The sequence below is a fragment of the Vibrio anguillarum genome (genome assembly GCF_003390515.1).
In the GTDB taxonomy this organism is placed as follows: domain Bacteria; phylum Pseudomonadota; class Gammaproteobacteria; order Enterobacterales; family Vibrionaceae; genus Vibrio; species Vibrio anguillarum.
Genome location: NZ_CP031479.1, coordinates 2,855,932 through 2,870,397, shown reverse-complemented (window position 1 = coordinate 2,870,397; position 14,466 = coordinate 2,855,932). Strand labels below are relative to the sequence as shown.

The 14,466-nt window shown below is 45.0% G+C and carries 14 protein-coding genes and 9 tRNA genes; 7 read left to right on the top strand and 16 right to left on the bottom strand.

The window, feature by feature from the left end; genetic code table 11:
• Window positions 1-96: 96 nt before the first annotated feature.
• Complete coding sequence (ispB, locus tag DD616_RS15915) at window positions 97-1,068, bottom strand: octaprenyl diphosphate synthase (protein ID WP_017047084.1); 972 nt, start codon at window positions 1,066-1,068, stop codon at window positions 97-99.
• A 272-nt stretch (window positions 1,069-1,340) separates the two neighbouring features.
• On the opposite strand from ispB, the gene rplU reads away from it, so the two are divergent.
• The 6 genes from rplU (at window position 1,341) to folA (ending at window position 5,205) form a co-directional block, all read left to right on the top strand.
• Window positions 1,341-1,652, top strand: coding sequence for a 50S ribosomal protein L21 (gene rplU / locus DD616_RS15910; RefSeq protein WP_010320620.1), 312 nt, complete (start codon window positions 1,341-1,343; stop codon window positions 1,650-1,652).
• A 21-nt stretch (window positions 1,653-1,673) separates the two neighbouring features.
• Window positions 1,674-1,931 carry a 50S ribosomal protein L27 gene (gene rpmA, locus DD616_RS15905; protein WP_010320621.1) on the top strand — a complete coding sequence of 86 codons (258 nt, stop codon included), beginning with the start codon at window positions 1,674-1,676 and terminating at the stop codon, window positions 1,929-1,931.
• A 221-nt stretch (window positions 1,932-2,152) separates the two neighbouring features.
• Window positions 2,153-3,325 (top strand): Obg family GTPase CgtA, encoded by a 1,173-nt coding sequence (gene cgtA, locus DD616_RS15900; RefSeq protein ID WP_017050648.1) that lies wholly within the window; start codon window positions 2,153-2,155, stop codon window positions 3,323-3,325.
• Window positions 3,326-3,441: 116 nt separating this feature from the next.
• The gene (locus DD616_RS15895) at window positions 3,442-4,203 is read left to right on the top strand and encodes a threonine/serine exporter family protein (RefSeq protein ID WP_208871910.1); all 762 of its coding nucleotides are present in this window, start codon (window positions 3,442-3,444) and stop codon (window positions 4,201-4,203) included.
• A complete protein-coding gene (locus DD616_RS15890; RefSeq protein WP_017050647.1) occupies window positions 4,191-4,679 on the top strand; it encodes a threonine/serine exporter family protein in 489 nt (162 codons plus the stop codon). Before DD616_RS15895 ends, DD616_RS15890 begins: the two co-directional genes overlap by 13 nt.
• A 43-nt stretch (window positions 4,680-4,722) precedes the next feature.
• The gene (gene folA / locus DD616_RS15885) at window positions 4,723-5,205 is read left to right on the top strand and encodes a type 3 dihydrofolate reductase (protein WP_017045398.1); all 483 of its coding nucleotides are present in this window, start codon (window positions 4,723-4,725) and stop codon (window positions 5,203-5,205) included.
• Between the two features lie 46 nt (window positions 5,206-5,251).
• Here folA and apaH read toward each other — a convergent pair whose 3' ends face one another.
• Genes apaH through lptD form a run of 6 tightly spaced genes read right to left on the bottom strand, consistent with a single transcriptional unit; the run spans window position 5,252 to window position 12,034 of the window.
• Complete coding sequence (gene apaH / locus DD616_RS15880) at window positions 5,252-6,067, bottom strand: bis(5'-nucleosyl)-tetraphosphatase (symmetrical) ApaH (RefSeq protein ID WP_208871909.1); 816 nt, start codon at window positions 6,065-6,067, stop codon at window positions 5,252-5,254.
• A gap of 11 nt (window positions 6,068-6,078) precedes the next feature.
• Entirely contained in the window at window positions 6,079-6,459 is a 381-nt protein-coding gene (gene apaG, locus DD616_RS15875; protein WP_013857836.1) for a Co2+/Mg2+ efflux facilitator ApaG/CorD, read from the bottom strand.
• Window positions 6,460-6,519: 60 nt separating this feature from the next.
• Window positions 6,520-7,326: a 16S rRNA (adenine(1518)-N(6)/adenine(1519)-N(6))-dimethyltransferase RsmA gene (gene rsmA / locus DD616_RS15870; protein WP_013857835.1), complete on the bottom strand. Its 807-nt coding sequence runs from the start codon at window positions 7,324-7,326 to the stop codon at window positions 6,520-6,522.
• A 13-nt stretch (window positions 7,327-7,339) separates the two neighbouring features.
• Window positions 7,340-8,332, bottom strand: coding sequence for a 4-hydroxythreonine-4-phosphate dehydrogenase PdxA (gene pdxA / locus DD616_RS15865; protein WP_094163916.1), 993 nt, complete (start codon window positions 8,330-8,332; stop codon window positions 7,340-7,342).
• Window positions 8,322-9,617 (bottom strand): peptidylprolyl isomerase SurA, encoded by a 1,296-nt coding sequence (gene surA / locus DD616_RS15860; RefSeq protein ID WP_013857833.1) that lies wholly within the window; start codon window positions 9,615-9,617, stop codon window positions 8,322-8,324. Before surA ends, pdxA begins: the two co-directional genes overlap by 11 nt.
• 56 nt (window positions 9,618-9,673) lie before the next feature.
• Entirely contained in the window at window positions 9,674-12,034 is a 2,361-nt protein-coding gene (gene lptD / locus DD616_RS15855; protein WP_208871908.1) for an LPS assembly protein LptD, read from the bottom strand.
• A 149-nt stretch (window positions 12,035-12,183) separates the two neighbouring features.
• Here lptD and djlA point away from each other — a divergent pair, with 149 nt between their 5' ends.
• Complete coding sequence (gene djlA / locus DD616_RS15850) at window positions 12,184-13,038, top strand: co-chaperone DjlA (protein ID WP_017050643.1); 855 nt, start codon at window positions 12,184-12,186, stop codon at window positions 13,036-13,038.
• Between the two features lie 121 nt (window positions 13,039-13,159).
• Here djlA and DD616_RS15845 read toward each other — a convergent pair.
• The 9 genes from DD616_RS15845 to DD616_RS15805 form a co-directional block, all read right to left on the bottom strand.
• A tRNA-Asn gene (locus DD616_RS15845) sits at window positions 13,160-13,235 on the bottom strand.
• Between the two features lie 31 nt (window positions 13,236-13,266).
• A tRNA-Thr gene (locus DD616_RS15840) sits at window positions 13,267-13,342 on the bottom strand.
• Window positions 13,343-13,376: 34 nt separating this feature from the next.
• Window positions 13,377-13,452 (bottom strand) — tRNA-Asn (locus DD616_RS15835).
• A 15-nt stretch (window positions 13,453-13,467) separates the two neighbouring features.
• Window positions 13,468-13,543 (bottom strand) — tRNA-Thr (locus DD616_RS15830).
• 55 nt (window positions 13,544-13,598) lie between these two features.
• A tRNA-Phe gene (locus tag DD616_RS15825) sits at window positions 13,599-13,674 on the bottom strand.
• A gap of 385 nt (window positions 13,675-14,059) precedes the next feature.
• Window positions 14,060-14,135, bottom strand: a tRNA-Asn gene (locus tag DD616_RS15820).
• Between the two features lie 36 nt (window positions 14,136-14,171).
• A tRNA-Phe gene (locus DD616_RS15815) sits at window positions 14,172-14,247 on the bottom strand.
• Between the two features lie 6 nt (window positions 14,248-14,253).
• Window positions 14,254-14,329: transfer RNA gene (locus DD616_RS15810), tRNA-Thr, on the bottom strand.
• Window positions 14,330-14,384: 55 nt separating this feature from the next.
• Window positions 14,385-14,460, bottom strand: a tRNA-Phe gene (locus DD616_RS15805).
• Between the last annotated feature and the right edge of the window lie 6 nt (window positions 14,461-14,466).

Here is a 14,466-nt window from a genome sequence, read left to right as displayed (position 1 = left end):
TAACGCTTAGAATCAAAAAGAGCCTCAATTGAGGCTCTTTTTGTAGCGGTGCATTTTTAGGCAAAGATCGATTCTTCGTCCAAGCTAGCTGCTGTTCTACTTTGTCCTATTCACAGCCATATGAGCTAGAGCTATCAGTGCTTGTTTATATTCACTTTCTGGCAGGATAGACAGCTCATTGATCGCTTTATCGGCTTCTTCGAGCGCTTTGTTGGTTGTGTATTCAAGCGAGCCTGTCTGTTTCATTGCCGCTAGAATTGCATCCAGCTGTTCCATGCCATTGGCTTTTTCGATGGCCTCACGGATCATCTCTTTTTGTTCGGGTGTACCATGCTGCATTGCGTACAATAGAGGAAGTGTTGGTTTGCCTTCCGCTAAATCATCGCCCACATTTTTGCCCATTTCACTGCCATCAGAGGTGTAATCCATCACGTCATCAATGAGCTGGAAAGCTGTGCCAAGGTACTTACCATAGTTCTGTAGTGCTGTTTCAATTTCAGGAGAAGCGTTACTTAATATCGCACCAATCTGGGTCGCTGCTTCAAACAAACGCGCCGTTTTCGAGTAGATCACCTGTAGGTAATTTTCCTCGGTAGTGTTTGGATCATTACAGTTCATCAATTGTTGCACTTCGCCTTCAGCGATAACGTTCACCGCATCGCTCATCAGCTCAAGGATCCTTAACGATCCTAGTGTAGTCATCATTTGGAAGGAACGCGTGTAGATGAAATCCCCCACTAACACGCTCGCTGCATTGCCAAATGCCGCGTTCGCTGTTGCCTTGCCACGGCGCATATCTGATTCATCGACAACGTCGTCATGCAGCAAGGTTGCCGTGTGGAGGAATTCAATAAATGCAGCGGCAGTCGTGTGCGCTTCACCTTGATAACCAAGGGCTCGAGCCGACAAAATAGCCAGCAAAGGACGCAGACGTTTCCCACCTCCGCTGACGATGTAGAATCCTAATTGATTGATTAAAGATACATCAGAGTTGAGCTGAGCTTGAATCGTTTCATTCACTTTTGCCATGTCATCGGCAGTAAGCGTTTGGATAGCTTTAAAATCCATGGTTAATCCGGCTGAAGTTAGAACCTATAAGGTGTTGTGTTCTTCTATAATTCTCGAATAATACACTAAAAAACGTTGATTAATACAAGGCTTAAAGGCATGATTGCGCCACTTTTCATTGGCGATTAGCTTTTCGCCAATTTTTTCAAAATATGGCTTGTCTTGGGGTACTCATTCGCGTAGAATCTGCGCCCTATTGATGATTAGTTTAGCGCACACCCAAATTGCTCAAATAAAAAGCATACGGCTGTGCGGAAAGAGCGGAGTAAAATATGTACGCTGTTTTCCAATCTGGTGGTAAACAACACCGTGTAAGCGAAGGTCAAACTCTTCGTTTAGAGAAATTAGACGTTGAAACTGGTGCAACTGTTGAATTTGATAAAGTTCTACTAGTTGCTAACGGTGAGCAAATCACTGTTGGGGCACCTCTTGTTGAAGGCGGTAAAATTACTGCTGAAGTAGTACAACACGGTCGTGGCGATAAAGTTAAAATCGTTAAGTTCCGTCGTCGTAAACACTCTCGTAAACAACAAGGCCACCGTCAGTGGTTCACTGAAGTGAAAATCACTGGCATCAACGCTTAAGTAATTTAGGAGAGTTTAACAATGGCACACAAAAAAGCTGGCGGTTCTACTCGTAACGGCCGCGATTCAGAAAGCAAACGTCTTGGTGTTAAGCGTTTCGGTGGTGAATCTGTTCTTGCAGGTAACATCATCGTTCGTCAACGTGGTACTAAGTTCCACGCAGGCACTAACGTTGGTATCGGTAAAGACCATACTCTTTTCGCTCTTACTGAAGGTAAAGTGAAATTTGAAGTTAAAGGTCCTAAAAACCGTAAATTTGTTAGCATCGACGCTGAATAAATTTATACCTAACTGAACTCAAAAGCCCTGCCGTTACGGTGGGGTTTTTTATTTATCAGCCGAACAGAAAAGAAGACACTCTAATCACTAGAGTTTCTCCTTATGTGTTCCAATTGTGGATAAAACGAAGGATGATCACGGTCGATCCTGAATGTGTATCTGCTAGAATTTATATCATTGTGTGACAATGATATCGCAACGCAAAGAGCGTGGAGTAACAAATGAAATTCGTTGATGAAGCGATAATTAAAGTCGAAGCGGGTGATGGCGGTAACGGTGTCGTGAGCTTTTGGCGTGAAAAATTCGTGACGAAAGGCGGCCCTGATGGCGGCGATGGCGGCGATGGTGGCGACGTTTATATCCAAGCCGATGAAAACTTAAATACCTTGGTTGATTACCGATTCCAACGCTTTTACGCTGCTGAGCGCGGCCAAAATGGTGGTGGTGCTAACTGTACAGGTAAGCGCGGTAAAGACATTACTTTGAAGGTGCCTGTTGGGACTCGAGCGGTTGACATTCACACCAATGAAGTTGTGGGTGAAGTTGCAGAGCATGGCAAAAAAGTGATGGTCGCTAAAGGTGGCTGGCATGGTTTAGGTAATGCTCGCTTTAAGTCATCCGTTAACCGTGCACCACGCCAAAAAACCATGGGTAAAAAAGGTGAGGTGCGCGAATTACGCCTTGAGCTTTTACTGTTAGCTGACGTGGGTATGCTTGGCTTGCCGAATGCGGGTAAATCAACCTTTATTCGTTCTGTTTCAGCAGCGAAGCCAAAAGTCGCTGATTACCCTTTCACTACGCTGATCCCAAGTTTGGGTGTCGTGAGTGTGGTTCCTGAGAAAAGTTTCGTGATCGCTGATATTCCGGGCTTGATTGAAGGCGCGGCCGATGGTGCTGGTTTAGGTATTCGCTTCTTAAAGCACTTAGAACGTTGCCGAGTGTTGCTGCATATGATCGACATCCTTCCTGTTGATCAAAGTGATCCTGCGCAAAATGCGCTGACCATCTTTGATGAGCTAGAGCAATACAGTGAAAAAGTGTCACAAAAACCTTGTTGGTTGGTGTTCAACAAAGTTGATCTGATGCTTGAAGAAGAAGCCGATGAAAAGATCCAAGAGATCTTAGATGCGCTGGCTTGGGAAGGGCGATACTTCAAAATTTCGGCAGTAAACCAACAAGGTACGGCGGATTTGTGCCGTGAGTTGGCTGACTATATGGAAACGTTACCTCGTGAGCAGGAAGAGCTCAGTGAAGCTCAGAAAGTCGATTTCATGTGGGATGATTACCATAAAGATGAGATGAACAGCCAAAATGTGATCACTGAAGATGGTGATGACTGGGATGATTGGGACGACGAAGAAGATGACGGTCACGTTATCTATGTTCGTGATTAATTTTCCTGAATTGATTGAGCCGCAATAATTATTGCGGCTTTTTTATAGCTAAATCATATTTAAAGCACCCAATTTCGGGCACACTATTGGGCTTTTAGGACGTTCGGAAAGGAATCATGACATCCAAACAGAGGCTTGTTTCTCGATTGATCGCCCAGGCTGGGCAAATGTTGTTGGCTCATGGTGCGGAAAGTACACTGGTGGGCGATATTATGCGTCGCATAGGAGCGGCGTGTGGCATGAGTGAAGTGGAAGTATCGCTCTCGGCGAGTTCACTTGTGCTAACCACGGTTTATGATGGCCATTGCATTACGACTGCGCGCCGTTGTCCTGATCGTGGGATCAATATGCGGGTAGTGACGCAAGTCCAGCGCATCTGCATCATGATGGAAAAAGGGATTTTAGATTATTCCCTTGCGCAGAAAAAACTCAATCAGATCAGCCCTGAACGCTACAACCGTTGGTTGGTTGTGGTGATGATTGGTCTTTCTTGTGCTGCATTTGCTCGTTTAGCTGGCGGAGATTGGACGGTGTTTACGATGACGTTCATTGCTTCTGCGGCGGGTATGATTGTGCGCCAAGAGATTGGGCATCGCCAATTTAATCCGCTCGTCAACTTTACGGTGACCTCATTTGTCACTTCGATCATTTCAGCGCAAGCTATCATCTACCAGCTAGGCAATAAACCAACCATTGTGATGGCTTCTTCTGTACTGATGTTAGTCCCCGGTTTTCCTTTAATTAATGCGGTCGCGGATATGCTTAAAGGTTATATCAATATGGGTATTGCCCGTTTTGTGATGGCAAGTTTGCTTACGTTGGCAACGAGTTTGGGCATCGTTGCGGCGATGAGCATTACGGGTGTATGGGGATGGTAGCGATGGATTGGATGAATTTATTACTCGGTTTAGCCAATGACATGTTTTTTGCTGCAATCCCAGCCGTTGGTTTTGCTTTGGTGTTTAATGTTCCTGTACCAGCCCTAAAATATTGTGCGTTAGGTGGTGCGATTGGTCATGGCTCACGTTACTTAATGATGCAATTTGGAATTCCCATTGAGTGGGCGACTTTTTTTGCTGCAACTATCGTTGGAATGATTGGCGTGCGTTGGTCGCGTAAATTTTTAGCTCACCCTAAAGTGTTTACGGTAGCGGCTTTGATCCCAATGGTTCCCGGGGTTTTTGCCTTTAAAGCGATGATTGCAATGGTTGAAATTAACCATCTTGGTTTTACGCCAGAGCTGCTGGCGATACTGATGGATAATTTTTTAAAAGCGATGTTTATTATCGCGGGCTTAGCGGTTGGCCTTGCGGTGCCGGGTTTGTTATTCTATCGGCGCAAACCCATAGTGTAAGGGCATGGGCTATCTTTCGTGATGACACTTTAGGATCTTATTTATGATCATCAGCATGATTGCCGCGATGGCAGACAATCGGATTATTGGTAAAGACAATCAAATGCCATGGCATTTACCGGCAGATTTTGCATGGTTTAAACGCTGTACGTTGGGCAAACCAGTGATCATGGGGCGAAAAACTTATGAGTCTATTGGTCGCCCGTTACCTGGTCGCCATAATATCGTGATCAGTCGTGATGCTTCATTGGCAATTGAAGGGGTGAGTATTGTCTCTTCGATTGAAGAAGCCATTGAGGTTGCGGGTCATGTGGATGAAGTGATGATCATTGGTGGCGGCTCTATCTATCAAGCCTGTATGCCACAGGCCAATAAACTATACCTCACCTTTATTGACTTAAATATTGAGGGAGATACACAATTTCCCGAGTGGGGGAGTGAGTGGCAAGAAGTTCATCGTGAAATGTATCAAGCGGATGACAAAAATGCTCACAACATGCAGTTTGTGGTTTTTGATAAGCAATAGAGGATTTCGGATCGATATTAAGCAACGATCCGGATCTTTTTATTCGTTAGCCTTTATGGGTTAACGCTGGTTGAGTGAAGTAGTGTTTATCTTCCCAGCGTAGCATGGTCAAACATCCTCCCCACACACAGCCAGTATCAAGCCCTATCACTTCGTCGCTGCGGTAACCTTCTAACGCAGCCCAGTGGCCAAATAGGACTGTTTTATCGAGTTTAAGGCGTTTGGGTAGGGCAAACCACGGTAACAATTCTTCATCTTTTATTTCTTGAGGGGGAAGTTTGCACGCCATATCAAGACGCCCATCAGCAAAGCAAAAACGCATCCGAGTATAGGCATTGATGGTATAGCGATAGCGGTCAATCCCTTCTAGCTTCAAGCTCCACATATCAGGTGTGTTGCTGTACATCTGCTCGATAAGCCAACGCCAACGATCGCTTTGTAAAATACTTTCGACTTCTTTTGCTGCTTGACGTGCAGTTTCAAGATCCCACAGAGGAGAAATCCCCGCATGGCACATAACAAAGTCAGCATGTTCAGCGAGGAGCGGTTGATGGCGCAACCAAGTGAGCAGCTCTGTTGCATCGTTCGCTTGTAATATGGGTAAGGTTTTATCACGAGGTTTACATGGGTGGATGCCCAGCGAGACGGCCAGTAGGTGAAGATCGTGATTGCCTAGAACGATACGCGCCGAACTACCCAATTGTTTGATAAAACGTAGCGTTTCTAGAGATTTAGGGCCTCTTGCTACTAAGTCGCCAGCTACCCACAGTGTGTCTTGTTGTGGTTGGAATTGCACTTGAGCCAATAAACACTGTAGTTCGTCAAAACAGCCTTGAATGTCGCCGACAATATAGTTCGCCACGGCTACCTCTTTTAATTTAAAACATTAGGAATAGCGAGACGAAAAGGCTCAATTTCAACAATAAATTCAGCGTCCGCTTCATCTAACATAATGTAATGACCTTGCATAACACCGACTGGCGTTTCCAACGCCGTACCACTGTTATAGCGGTACTCATCATTGGGCAAGATAATCGGTTGTTCCCCGACCACGCCATCACCTTCCACAGACATCTGTTTGCCATTCGCATCGGTAATTAACCAACGGCGGCTCATCAGCTGTACCTGCTGGTTGCTGAGATTACGGATGGTGATCACATAGGCAAAGATATAGCGGTGTAAATCGGGATTGGACTGCTCGGGGAGATACTGGGTATGGACTTGGATTTTGATACAAGGTTCAGAGATATCCATGTTAACTCCTTGTTTTTATAGATGAGCGATAGACATTGGCCGTTTATCGCTCAATCGTTATTAGGCGTGATGAGCGTCTAACCAGTTTGCCATAGCAACAAACTGTTCAAGTGTTAGGTTTTCCGGGCGCATGCCAGGGTTGACCCCAAGTTCTTCTAGCGTTTCCACCTCAATCAAACCTTTGTAGCAGTTGCGTACGGTTTTACGACGTTGGTTAAAACCATCTCGGCAGACACGCTCTAACCATTTCATGTTTGTCGTTGGATGCGGCAGTACTTCATAAGGCACCAAACGCACCACGGCTGAATCAACTTTCGGTGGCGGCACAAAAGCCGTTGGCGGAACTTCCAACACAGGAACCACTTTGCAGAAATACTGCGTCATAACCGTTAAGCGCCCGTAAGCTTTACTGCCGGGACCGGCAGCTAAACGGTTGACCACTTCTTTTTGCAGCATGAAGTGCATATCTTGAATATCTTTATGAAATTCAAATAAGTGGAACATTAATGGCGTTGAAATGTTGTATGGCAAGTTGCCGAAAATGCGCAGTTTATTATTCGGCTTCACCAACTGCGTGAAGTCAAAGCGCATCGCATCGCCTTCGTGAATCGTCAATTTACTCGATAATTCTGGGTGGTTGCGCAGGCGCTCAGCTAAGTCACGGTCTAGCTCAATAACAGTGAATTTATCCACTTCGCGGCCGACTGGCTCAGTTATCGCTCCAAGACCGGGGCCGATCTCAACCAAATTTTGTCCCGGACGAGGGTTAATCGCAGAGACGATGCCATCAATAATGTATGGATCGTTTAGGAAGTTTTGACCAAAACGTTTACGCGCTTTGTGCCCTAAGTGGACATCATTTCTCATAGTTTTCTCGAAATTAATTAGGTTTCTTTTCTACCAAGTCAATCGCGTAGGCGAGTGCTGTTCTAAAGCTCCCTGTATCCGCAAGCCCTTTCCCTGCCAATTCGAGTGCGGTGCCATGATCGACCGATGTTCTTATAAAGGGTAGACCAAGAGTAATATTTACTGAACGACCAAAACCTTTGTACTTTAATACGGGCAGGACTTGGTCGTGATACATGCCTAAAACAGCATCGGCATCTTGCAAGTATTTGTCATTGAAGATGGTGTCGGCTGGTAGTGGGCCAATCAAATTAATGCCATCTTGCTGACGAATTTTTTCTAGTGTTGGAGTGATGGTTTCTATCTCTTCACGGCCCAGACAGCCATCTTCTCCCGCGTGTGGGTTTAAACCACACACATAAATTTTGGGTTGAGCAATGGCAAATTTTTTCACCAAATCTTTATGCAAAATAGTGATGATTTTTTCTAACCGCTCGACCGTTACTGCCTTTGATACATAAGCCAGTGGAATATGTGTTGTCACTAGCGCGACTCTCAACCCTTCTGTTGCGAGCATCATAACCACCAGTGGAGTATTAGATTTTTCAGCAAAGAATTCAGTGTGGCCGCTAAATGCAACGCCAGCTCGGTTGATCACCCCCTTGTGCACAGGGCCGGTGACAATAGCATCAAATTCATCATTCATACAGCCTAAAGCGGCTCTTTCTAATGTATTTAATACATAATGTCCATTGGCTTCATTCAGTTTCCCCGTTATCACCGGTGCGCCGAGGGGAATATGATCCACTACTAACCGTCCCGCTTGCTGTGGTTTTGGTGCAGAGGTGACTGAGTAGTCTTCCAATATAACGTCAATATTGAGCTCTTTAGCGCGCTCTGCAAGCAAGCTTTTGTCCGCGCATACCACCAGTTGATGTGCCCAATCTTCTTTTGATAAGGCCAGCACCAAATCTGGGCCAATACCCGCGGGCTCGCCAGCGGTAACCACGATGCGTTTAATTGTCATCTTGGTTGTCCTGTATAATTTCGACAAAGGCACTGGCACGCATTTCTTGTAGCCATGCGCTGGCTTCTTCATTGAATTTTCGATTAAAAAGAATGCGATAAGCTTTGTTTTTCAGTGCAGAGTCGGTGCGGTCGACTTCACGGCGATCAAGCACTTCGACAATATGCCAACCATGAACGGTTTTAAAGGGTTCGCTGATTTGTCCAACCGATAATGTTTCGATTTGATGCTGAAACTCCGGCACGTACAGATCAGGTGTTTGATAACCCAATTCGCCATTTTGCGCCGCAGAGCCGGGATCTTGGCTGTATTGCTGCGCCAATTCACCAAAGGTCGCTTCACCTGCCTTAATGCGACGAATGAAGTCATGTAGCTCTTTTTGTACGCCGTCATCGCTTAAAATGACCGTGGGTTTGATTAAAATATGGCGTGCATTAACTTCCGTGACCGCGACGGTTTCTAATCCTTTGACGTCATCAATTTTAAGAATGTGGAAACCGACGCCACTGCGAAATGGCCCAATAATAGAGCCTTTGTTTTGCATTTTGATTTGGTCGGCAAAAATTGTCGGCATTTCTTCTTTGCGCATCCAGCCCCAATCACCACCTTGCAGCGCTTTCGGACCTTTTGAATAGGTATAAGCCATGGTGCTGAAATCCGCTCCTTGGTTGAGTTTTTCGACTAAGGTTTTGGCTTGCTGTTCTACTGCGGCCTTATCTTGAGTGTCGTCAACACGCAGTTGGATGTGGCTGATTTTATATTGCACCGTTGCATTGGTTTCTTGCGCAAGAATATTGGCTAAGTTGTCCACTTCGTCCGGTAATATATTGATCCGGCGACGAACTAAAGCATTGCGCGCTTCACTTGCTGCAATTTCTTTACGTACTTGTTCGCGAAATTCGGCATAAGTCAGCCCTTCAGTAGTAACAGAAGCGTTAAGCTGTTCCAGGGTTTGATTATTGTTTTTCGCGATGTCGGCGATCGCGTCACTGAGTCGGTTATCGTCAATGCGCACGCCAATGCGTTGTGCTTCTTGTTGCTGAATGGTATCAATAATCAATTTTTCAACCACTTGCTCACGCAGCACTGTGTCTTCGGGTAGCGTTTGACCATTTTTCTTTGCATTAATGGTCAAGGTTTTTAATGCACCATCAATGTCACTCTGTAAAATAACGCCACTATTGACGATGACGGCGACGCGATCGAGCTCAACAGGAGTAGCGTATGCGGTGTTTAGGCTTAATGTTGCCATCAATCCAATCAGTGTGTGTTTCCACAATTTCATTTGTAGTCCTATCAAAATGAGCAAGGGCCTTTACGCTTAAGCAAAGGCCGGATAAATTAGTTGTTTAGGAAAAATGGACGACCATAACTTAATGAATTTCCAGCGCTGTCTACGCCCGTCATTCCGGAACCTGCACCAATCGTGGTGCCAAAACCGACAATACCAAAGTTCAAACTAAAGTTATTTTCGTAGAGTGGTGTAGCATTAGGGTCGGTAACAAAATCACCATCCCATTTCCGCAGTTGATTACTATAAGTAAAACCAATATACCAACAATCTGAGGTGTAGCTTAGGTTAGCCAGCCACTCTAAGTTCTTTTCTGTGGTTAAATCGTAGAAGTACTGTCCGCTAGCATTCCACTTTTTGGAGATCTGATACCCAGCCAGTAAACCGGCTTGTGAAATACCCTCTTTGGTTATTCCACTAGTATTGAAGTCCACGGTGTTTTTAATGTAATCGTAAGTTACATAGCGGTAGTTGGTTTGAATATAGCCAGAGCCAACCCGATACTCTAGGGTACTGTTGGCGAGCTGCATCGTACTGCTGTCTATGTCGTACTGAACCCCGCCATGATAGAAGAGCAAATCATCATAGTTGAAGTCCATTTCGACGGCCCAAGCCGAATAGTTGGAAGTGTTGGCTGAATTATCTCCCTCATTAGGGGAGGAATTCTTGAGATCTTTTTTGAGGTAAAAAATCTGGCCAAAAGAGATATTTAAACGTTCTTTATACTGATCGTCGAAAAACCGTGAAGAGGCACCGTAGCTGATCTGATTGGCTGGGGCAATATAATCGACACCACTATATTTACGGCTGCGGAATAAACCATAATAATCGGTTTGCAGTAGCGTTGTATCGTACAGCCCGATATTGCGCTGATCTTCTCTCGGTACGTACAGGTATTGAATCTGCGGCTCAAGTGTCTGCGTATAGTCATCAAACAGAACCGTATCTCTTTCCAGTACTAATCCCGCATGAGTTCTAAATTCCGGAATGATGCGTGAAACGCTCTCTTTTAGGTCTTTATAGTTATCTAAATTGAGGTCAACACCGCTGAGATCTTGTTGGTAATAAGTACCAAGCACTCGCGCTTCGGTTGTCCAAGTGCCCCAGGTGTTACTGAGAGGAATAGTAAAGCCCGGTTCAATGTGCGCTCGGGTGGCTGCAGGTTTTCCTCTTGCATCGGTTTCAAAACGCGATAGATGGCTAACCATATCAAAGTTCAAATACGGTAATAATTCGGGCGCATAGTAATTAAACGCAATCTGTGGCATCAAGCGATAGGGTTGGTTGGTGCTAGTTTTGTCTTCTGTAAGCAGCTGAAAGTCGCGAACCAGTATCGATGAATCCCAATTGTGGGTCCGGTAGGTGGCTTTACCTTCTTTGATAAGCTGACCATCTTCTCTGTTACCGATACCTGAGTCTAAGTCACTAAAGTAGCTAATGTCACTGACTTGAGAGTAGTCAATTTCAAACTTCCAAGCTTGGTTGAAAATACCACTGTGTTGGTATTGGAAGCCCCAGCGGCTACCCTTTTCCGGATGTTTTTGATCATCAGGTAAATATTCAGATTTAATATTACCTGTACCAAACTCATTCAGATAACGGAATTCACTGTTTAGTTGCGTACCGCGTTCTTGCATATATTTAAAGGTCGTTTCTAGGTCATAGTTTGGCGCTAAGTTCCAATAAATAGGGACTTGGGCTTCAAAACCATCGCTAGAACCGTAAGAAACGGTAGGGTATAAAAATCCCGTTTTACGTGTGTCGCCAATCGGCACCGTAAGAAATGGCAGATAAAAAATCGGAATATTTTGAATCTCGAAGCGCGGATTATAAAAAGTGGCTTGCTCTTCATTTTGGTCAATATCAATGCTGGATGCTTTCAATCGCCATGCACTATTACCTTCAGGGCAAGAGGTAATCGAACCATCTTCTATCTCATAAACGGCCTTACCCGTTTTGGAAATATACACAGCTTCACCACGGCCGGGTTCACACAAAAATTGATATTTTGTGTTCTCTAATGTCATTAAATCCGTATTAAGATTGTTGGTGGCTTTGTCAGAAATGGTCCTTACTTCACCGTCACTGAAGTTGACATTACCTTGCGCAACCACAATATTATCTTTCTGATGCAGGGTAACGGTATCCGCTAGAATGCGTTTTTTACCTTGAACAACGACCACATTGCCTGAGTAGTTTGCGCGTTCACCGTTCACGGCTTCTAGCGTATCAGCCTCGACATTAATCGGTTGCTGACTTGAGTTTTCTGCTTCAGGTTCGTTGATCAAACATTGATCTATAGCGGGCATTTCCTGCACACTATTGTCTAACATAGCTTCTGCTTGAGTCTGTGGCACAAAAAGAGCTGCGCTAATTGAAGCGGCTAACAAGGTGCGGGAAAAACATGACATCGAGTTGTACTATCCTGTTTGAACTTGATTGATTCGGAAGATGGATGGCCGAATGTAAAATAAAACGTTTCTTATCATAAAGGAAATTGAAGCTCCCGGCACTATCAGACCGCTTTACTCCTGAAAAATTCATAGATTGAGAGCACATAATGCATATTTTTGGCAAAATTCTTGGCGCTTTTTTTGGCTTCTTATTTGGAGGACCGTTTGGCGCATTTTTTGGTTTGTTTCTCGGGCATCAATTTGATAAAGCTCGTCGTTTGAATCAAGCGGGGTTTAAAACTAGCTCATTTGGTTCTGGGCCAAGCCAAACCGAGCGACAAGACGAATTTTTTAAAGCCGCTTTCGCGGTCATGGGCCATGTTGCTAAAGCGAAGGGGCAAGTCACCAAAGAAGAGATCCAGCTAGCTACCATCATGATGGAGCGTATGAACTTACATGGTGAGCAACGTAAAGCGGCTCAAGATGCGTTTCGTGAGGGGAAAGAGAGTGGCTTTCCTTTAGAGGAAGTGTTGGAGCGTGTGCGCCTTTCGACGGGTGGACGCTTTGACTTGTTGCAATTTTTCCTCGAATTGCAAATATCAGCCGCGTTTGCCGATGGGGATGTTCACCCTAGCGAGCGCAATGTACTGCACAAAATCGCTCGTAGTTTAGGTTTCTCATCCGATCAACTGGAAAGACGCTTGCGTATGCAAGAAGCGGCCTTTCGTTTTCAACAAGGCGGAAATTTTGGTGGCCAACAGCAAGGCTACCAGCAATCTGGGCAGTGGCAACAAGCCGCGCAAGCTGAACGCCTCACTGATGCTTATGATGTGTTAGGCGTGAGTGAAGATGCGGATGCTAAAGAGATTAAACGTGCCTATCGCAAATTGATGAATGAGCATCACCCAGATAAATTGATGGCCAAAGGCTTACCACCAGAGATGATGAACGTTGCGAAAGAAAAATCGCAAGAGATCCAAAATGCGTACGATTTGATTAAGAAAGAGAAGGGTTTTAAGTAACCGGCTATCGTGAATTACCGCGAACGTTCCAATCGATTGAGCTGGTGCAAACTGGCTCTTTTTATTATGAGCATACGCAAGACACAAAAAAAGCCAAGTTTGAAAACTTGGCTTTAGAAAGTGGCTCCCCCTGCAAGACTTGAACTTGCGACATACGGATTAACAGTCCGCCGTTCTACCGACTGAACTAAGGGGGAACAGAATGTTTGCTTATCTTATGCAGATAAATGGTGCCGACTACCGGAATCGAACTGGTGACCTACTGATTACAAGTCAGTTGCTCTACCTACTGAGCTAAGTCGGCGCCGAATCAATAAGCAGTGCTCATTGATGAAAAGTGGCTCCCCCTGCAAGACTTGAACTTGCGACATACGGATTAACAGTCCGCCGTTCTACCGACTGAACTAAGGGGGAACAGGTTTTAAAGAATGGTGCCGACTACCGGAGTCGAACTGGTGACCTACTGATTACAAGTCAGTTGCTCTACCTACTGAGCTAAGTCGGCACATTTTTATCTTTAAATTTATTGTCTGTGCTAGGCACCAACAATTTAGAAACTGTGGTGCCCGGAGGCGGAATCGAACCACCGACACGAGGATTTTCAATCCTCTGCTCTACCGACTGAGCTATCCGGGCGACGGGGTGTATTAAAAGGTTTTTCGCATTTAACGTCAACAGTAAAATGCAAAAAAAATGTCGTTTGTTGTTTTTCTATACTTAGTGACTCGTTTTTGCCCATTTTCGTTAAAAATTAGTGTCAGATTAGATAGGGAAAGAGGCGTTGAAAAGAAAATAGGAGCTTTGAATGGGGCAAATAGCGAATAAAAGCGCGTTGAAAAACACACGTTTATCCGCTTGGTTACACTAAAGGAGCAAACTCACCGGACTGGTTTTAGTTTTTGACGGAAAATGGACTGACCCATAATTCAATCGTTATAGAGGTAATCGCTGTAGAGGTGAGGGGATTGGATAAATATGACAGGTAATAAAAAAGCCAAGTCGTTAGACTTGGCTTTAAAAGTGGCTCCCCCTGCAAGACTTGAACTTGCGACATACGGATTAACAGTCCGCCGTTCTACCGACTGAACTAAGGGGGAATTATCTGTGTAAGTCTAAGACTTCGCACCAAATAATGGTGCCTCGAGGCGGAATCGAACCACCGACACGAGGATTTTCAATCCTCTGCTCTACCGACTGAGCTATCGAGGCAATAAATGGTGCCGACTACCGGAATCGAACTGGTGACCTACTGATTACAAGTCAGTTGCTCTACCTACTGAGCTAAGTCGGCGCACTTTATTTATTGCTTGCTGCTACTTTAACAAAAGCACCAACAATTTAATTTGTGGTGCCCGGAGGCGGAATCGAACCACCGACACGAGGATTTTCAATCCTCTGCTCTACCGACTGAGCTATCCGGGCAACGGA